Origin of the sequence: Bradyrhizobium sp. 137 (genome assembly GCF_023074095.1) — a bacterium.
Taxonomy (GTDB): Bacteria; Pseudomonadota; Alphaproteobacteria; order Rhizobiales; family Xanthobacteraceae; genus Bradyrhizobium.
Genome location: NZ_JADPKU010000089.1, coordinates 1 through 4,768, shown reverse-complemented (window position 1 = coordinate 4,768; position 4,768 = coordinate 1). Strand labels below are relative to the sequence as shown.

4 protein-coding genes are annotated in these 4,768 nt (G+C 57.0%); all 4 read right to left on the bottom strand.

The genetic code is table 11. The features are described from left to right. Positions 1–424, bottom strand: a 424-nt coding sequence (locus tag IVA78_RS24760) for a transposase (protein WP_247468359.1), incomplete at its 3' end; no start/stop codon positions are given. Positions 425–1,651: 1,227 nt separating this feature from the next. Beyond that, the gene (locus IVA78_RS24755; protein WP_247468357.1) at positions 1,652–1,879 is read right to left on the bottom strand and encodes a hypothetical protein; all 228 of its coding nucleotides are present in this window, start codon (positions 1,877–1,879) and stop codon (positions 1,652–1,654) included. 1,248 nt (positions 1,880–3,127) lie between these two features. Then, positions 3,128–3,445, bottom strand: a complete 318-nt coding sequence (locus tag IVA78_RS24750; RefSeq protein ID WP_247468355.1) for a PilZ domain-containing protein — start codon at positions 3,443–3,445, stop codon at positions 3,128–3,130. Between the two features lie 535 nt (positions 3,446–3,980). Further along, a partial coding sequence (locus IVA78_RS24745) for an IS3 family transposase (RefSeq protein WP_247466789.1) occupies positions 3,981–4,768 on the bottom strand: 788 nt, incomplete at its 5' end.

The following is a 4,768-nucleotide window of genomic DNA, read 5'->3' as shown; positions in this document are numbered from 1 at the left end:
CTTCACCGCCGACCAGTCGTTCCTCGATGCAGCGCCGCAGCACGCTCTCGAACACGCGACGGAAGAGATCGCTCTGCCGGAAGCGGCCATGCCTGTTCTTGGAGAATGTCGAATGATCGGGCACCACCCCGTCCAGACCGAGCCGGCAAAACCACCGGTAGGCCAAATTGAGGTGAACCTCATCGCATAGGCGCCGTTCCGATCGGATGCCGAAGCAGTAACCGATTAGGAGCATCCGGATCATCAGTTCAGGATCGATCGAAGGTCGGCCGATGCTACTGTAGAAGGGTGCCAGGTCCTGCCTGATCTCTTGCAGATCGACAAACCTGTCGACCGATCTCAAGAGATGGTCGGCGGGAATATGCTTCTCGAGCGAGAACTCATAGAACAAAGCAGCCTGTTCGACTTGCCGCTGCCCCATCATGATCTTCAGTCCTGCCAATTAGACAGACTGAATCACTGCTATCCTTGAGTCGCAACTGCCGCCTTTTTCAACAAAATCGGCCTGTTTCGGACATTACTGGTCCAGTTTGATTTCGCAGTGGCCTAATTTGAGTTCTGTATCGTTTGATACTTTGCTGGCCAACGCGCCTTGCTAGTCTTTCCCAAACAGAGGGGGACATGCATGGACCGGCTAAAGCACGCGCGGGGGCAGTTTGAAGCTCCGATCTGCCCTAATTGCCACATCGGCATGAGGTGATTTCGGTCCGAGTTGGTGCGAGACAATCCGCCGTCGATAATCGCTCACCTCTTTGTCTGCCCTAATTGCAAGCGCGCTCAGCGCCAGGACCGCGAGATCTCGCCAGTTTGCGTTTCTCTCGCCAAACTAGCGAGTCCGCGCCTTCGTGTAGTCGGCGGAAATAAGTAAGGCCGCCTCAGTTGGCGGCCTGTCCTGGTTCACGCTGCCGGCCCTTCATGCACTGTCCGTTCTTCTTCGATTTGCTGACCATGCAGGTGGAGATCGCCTCGTGTAGGGCGCGCATATCCAGCAATCTTCCCGGAACGATTTAATAACCTTCCGCAGCTAAATTCGTACTGCGGGGGCTGGTCGAAAAGGACCAGGCAATGGCGCAGCGGAAAGGTGAGGCATCGAAACCAAACTGGGTCATCGAGTACGGAGGCATGTCCGTTGAATGTGGGGATGAGGCCGGTGCAAAGAAGTTGGCAGCCAAGCTCCGCAAGAAAGGCTATCGGCTAACGGCCCGAACGGCGGAAGGTGTATCGCCCTCTTGGCGCATTCACCCCGAGGAGCTTGACGAGTGGCTAAGCCGGAAATCGAAAGGCAGGAAATAGGCTAGCTGGCCGTTGAGCCCAAGCGCAACTAGGGCGCGCCAACGTCCTCCAGGCGATCGAGCGGTACGATCGAAGGGGACAGACGCATACACTTACTCCAATACAGTTGCGGAGAGACGGCTTCGGCTACTGGGGGGAGCTGGAGGGATGGTGCCGGGGCCGCTCGGCAGGGAGCTAGCGGGACTCACAAGCGACCCATGGCGGCCTTTGTTCCTCAGGAATCCGCGCGGTGCCCCAAGATCGCGAGCCGGGGATTGCCTCGCTCGAAGTCTGGCCGGACGTCGGCGCCGCGGCTGCCGCAGCTTAGACAGAGTACCTCGCAAATTATCGATCCCTAGCGTTGTTGGTCGAGCGAGAACTACTGCAATGAGGGATCAAACTCCAACAGGCGGATACCGGCCTTTTTGGCCTCCAGCAAGTCTCCCACGGCCACACAGTTGGCGATGTAGGCTGCAAAGGACTGAACATGCGGGACAGCCTGCATGACCCCCCTTGCAAGCTTGCGCCCCTGCTCGAAGCGCCCCTGCTGCGGCGAAAACTGAGAGGATGGTCCCCTTGGCAATTCCGTTGGTGTCACGAACGGCAACGGGATTGTCGTGGCCACCGTTGACTACGATCGTGACCGGCTCGATGGACCTGGCGCCGTGGTCGTCCGTAACTGCGACGTCGTATGTCTCACTCAGTGACTCACCGGCTGCAAGGAAATCGAAATAGTGATCAGCAGTGCCGAAATTCCATGAAATTTCTCCAATATTTCCGTTCGTGCTGTCGCTCAACGGTGCGGCTTGAACAGCATGGATGAGTGCTTCTGAGGTAGCAGCCGGGAGCGTCGTCGATGAGGCTGTTCCGTCGGCATTCATCCATTGGTGGAAGATTGTTCAAGCACTGCACCTACCTGATGCGTGTCTGAGAGGTCCCTATCGGTAAACAAGAGGTTGCCATTTGTCTGATCTAAATCATTGCTGCCGTTCCTACCGGCGAGTTCGGTAATCCCATGCGAAGACACGTTATCGGTGGCAAGCCAGGGAGCATGGTTGCCATTTACTGATTGAGAAGCTAATGCATTCGCGAGATTTGAGCCTATGAAAGCATTCACCGGCTGGCGCTACTTGAATGGAAAATGAAGCAAGACCCGGGTCTCGCAGCGGCAGGAGTTGTTCTGCGTCCTGTTACAGCTCGTCCGTTTACGCGCGAGCGCCTATCTCCGCCTCGCTGTACGAAGACATAAACATTTGCAAATTTGGCTACCCATTGCGCGGTGGCGGGCCCTTCCACAACAGGGATCGCAAGAGCGCAGGCACGAGTTGAAGCCCCAAAAGGACTAGGAAATAAATCGTACAACAGCTCACTGAAGCCAGACGGCACGTAGCAACGACTCGCATCGAGCCGAACGAAGCGAGCAGGGTCTCTCGAAATAGTTCGTTAGCTTCTGTGTGCCTACTCTTAAAGGGTGCCGCGTACCGCCGATTGCGGCACATGGAATGGGAATGCCGGCCCCGGCTGTTTACCCCATCCTGCGGCTGGGGCCGTGTTTGAACTTGCTCAGCATCGTTCAATCGGACCAAACCATGCTTAGAGGCATTGCTATCGCGCTATTTGGGACGGCATCTTTTCTCAGCTTGGTCGAGCGCTCTTCAGTGGGCGCAATACTGACGCGGCGATCAGGCTGATCCGGGAGATCGGCCGTGGGTTTGGCTTATAGTCCCGGCGGTCATTTGCCAGAGCAACTCCCGACGTCCGGCGCGGTTGAATGACCAAGCTCGCGCTCATCTTGAAACGCGTGCCAACAACAGGCCTGTCTGTCCTCTGAGCGATCATGCGTAAATCCGAAGTCTCATTGTGAACCGACGAGACGTTTCTCTGCGTTCGATTTACCCGTTGTCTTTGCTGTGACGAACTGAACTCCGACGTGAGAACCATCTACCCAAATTAGCTCGCAGCGCCGAAATGCCAGACCCGTCGAGGACAGAACCAAGAAGAATTCCTGTGCTTTCAGCGGATCTGTTGACCCCTCGACTTCAAGCTTGGCACCGGTTGCAGAGGCGTCGACAAGAGTGCAGCTTCGTCGCCACGTCCCATCGACACCCATGATGCTGACCGTATGCTTGTGTTCAAAGCGAACACGGTGCGCCTTTCGATTGTTTTCCATCATCTGCAATCCCCAATCTCAAATTAGTTTCTCCAAATAAATGCGCCGCCTCCCTGCGCGTCTCTGCAATAAGCAAATCGATCTTCGCCGACTGAGCCAGTAGAGTCGTTTTGGCCGCTTCATTTAGTTGTCTGTCCCACCATCAATCGGATGGAGCTACTCGCAAGTTCAGAAATGAAGACATCCCGAGCGAATGTCATCTGTTGTTTGAATGTCGAGAGCTTGAACCTGCGACAACAGAGTGGCGACGTTCGGCACAATGCCGGGCACTCTCTGGCATGAGGGACTTGTCTCAGATTTCGCCTCGTATGGCTGCGGAATTTTAGCACTGAGGACATCTTCGCAATTCTCAATGACGGATCGGCATGGCCTTGCCGAACATAAAAATAGGAGACGATGAAAAATAGAGCGATACGCAAATGCAACGGAGCAGGCCAACTGGGACTAGCCTTGCCATTATGACGATGACCAGGCCGACCATCTGTAGAATGTCGTGTCCGAGAATTTACGCCGAAGCGGTTGACGTTGCCCCCAAGTTTTATCCAGTCCTGAGTTCGCCCCGGCTGTTGGATTTACCCGAATGGGCGGTGGTAGCGACGGGAGCTGGTGCGGAGCCATCGGCATAGCGCAGCGCCAGATCCCGTCGCGGGTTGCAGGTGAAGGCAAACTCCGATGGTGTTTTCCATCCGAGTTGCGAGTGAGGTCGCGTATCGTTGTAGTCGGCCCGCCAATGTCCGAGTTCGACCCGGGCCTGGGCCAGCGACGTGAACAGCGTCTCGTTCAACAATTCGTCTCGGAGACGGCCATTGAAGCTTTCGATGAAGGCATTCTGCGTCGGCTTGCCGGGCGCGATGTAATGCCAGGCGACGCGGCTCTGATCGGCCCATGTCAGGATGGCGTTGCTGGTCAATTCGGTGCCGTTGTCGCTGACCACCATTTTGGGCTTGCCGCGCTCGATGATCAGCCGGTCCAGCTCCCGCGCCACCCGCGAGCCCGACAGCGAGGTGTCGGCCACCAACGCTAGGCATTCGCGCGTGCACTCGTCGACCACGGTCAGGATGCGGAAGCGGCGGCCATCGGTGAGCTGGTCCGAGACGAAGTCGAGCGACCAGCGGTCATTCGGCGCTATAGGCACCACCATCGGCGCCCTGGTCCCGAGCGCCCGCTTGCGGCCACCACGGCGACGGACCGCGAGCCTCTCTTCCTGGTAGAGCCGGAACAGTTTCTTGTGGTTGACCAGATAGCCCTCCCGCCTGAGCAGAACATGCAGGCGCCGATAGCCGAAGCGACGGCGCACCTCGGCAATCGCTCTCATGCGTTGGCGTA

Coding starts and splice junctions, on each gene's coding strand:
- IVA78_RS24750 (WP_247468355.1), bottom strand. CDS start 3,445: ATGATGGAAAACAATCGAAAGGCGCACCGTGTTCGCTTTGAACACAAG.